This window comes from Massilia eburnea, assembly GCF_009720745.1.
GTDB classification, from domain to species: domain Bacteria; phylum Pseudomonadota; class Gammaproteobacteria; order Burkholderiales; family Burkholderiaceae_D; genus Rugamonas; species Rugamonas eburnea.
This window is the reverse complement of sequence record NZ_WNKX01000071.1, coordinates 1-499: the sequence shown is the minus strand read 5'-3', so window position 1 is coordinate 499 and position 499 is coordinate 1. Positions and strand designations below refer to the sequence as shown.

General features: G+C 57.1%; 1 protein-coding gene. It reads right to left on the bottom strand.

Features of this window, described 5'->3' with window-relative positions; genetic code table 11:
* Positions 1-499 (bottom strand): IS30 family transposase (locus tag GM658_RS28605; RefSeq protein ID WP_155457509.1); only part of this gene is annotated, 499 nt, incomplete at both ends.

The following is a 499-nucleotide window of genomic DNA, read 5'->3' as shown; positions in this document are numbered from 1 at the left end:
GGTCCCAAGTGAGCGACTTGTAAAGCTCTTGCGGCAGCTTCATCGCGTGCTGGATCAAGGCATTGACGACCGTTTCGGTATCCTTGCGCGCCACCTTCACCAACATCACGTAGCGCGTCTGTCGCTCTACTAGGGTGACGATCTGGCTGTTATGGCTACCGCACAGAAGATCGCCCTCCCAATGACCTGGCACAGCTCGATCTTCTGCCGTAGCTGGCCGTTCGCTAATCGAAACGGCATCCACGATTCGGCCGTGATCCTCGGTTTTCTGGGTGTGGTGGCGGGAACGGCGCATCACACGAGTACGTCGTAAATGCTCAACCAACTCCTTCTTCAAGGCGCCACGAGCCTGGATGTACAAGCTGCGATAGATGGTCTCGTGTGACACTTGCTGGTCCTTGACGCCTGGATAGGTGTGCTTGAGCCACCCAGCAATCTGTTCAGGTGCCCATTCCAATCGCAGCTTGTCCGCCACGATACTGGCCAGCGCTGGGTTCTC